The organism is Vibrio sp. 704 (genome assembly GCF_033339295.1).
In genome coordinates, this window is sequence record NZ_JAWOUH010000891.1 from 1 (window position 1) to 545 (window position 545).

The 545-nt window shown below is 42.8% G+C and carries 2 pseudogenes; both read left to right on the forward strand.

The features are described from left to right. A pseudogene (locus R7R24_RS29720) lies at positions 1-342 on the forward strand (LysR family transcriptional regulator); the annotation flags it as partial. Between the two features lie 93 nt (positions 343-435). Beyond that, positions 436-545: pseudogene (locus R7R24_RS29725) on the forward strand (lysine transporter LysE); the annotation flags it as partial.

Genomic DNA, 545 nt, shown 5'->3' on the forward strand with positions numbered 1-545 from the left:
TATTCGCACATAAAAGTCACGGGTGGTGGCGATAAAGATTCAAGCACCGACACGGTTTTAAAAGAGATGGGGTTGGCGCGACATATCACATTTAAAGTCCCATTTTTCTCGGCGGCGGTTAATCGCCTAGTCTCAAGTGAACATTTGATGGTCGTCCCTGAGCATATCGCGGTGAACCTCGCTAAGCATTGGAGTTTGGCACATAAACCTCTGCCATTTGATACTCAAATCCATCAATACTGGCTGATGTGGCATCCAAAGTACGATAACGATCCTGCGCATCGTTGGATACGGAAAACGATGCAAAGCGTAATGCAGCAATCAGAATACTCTATTCACTAGCCTATGAGTTTCAATCATGACTTTCATGATTAACTTTGATTTCAGTTTATATCACCTCTATTGATAAATTAACGTCAAAGAGGGGAGATTTTTATGACACTAACAGTTTGGTTATCACTTTTTACAGTCTGTTTATTAGGGGCTATGTCGCCAGGGCCTAGCTTAGCGATCGTTGCTAAACATGCTTTGGCTGGTGGACGAAT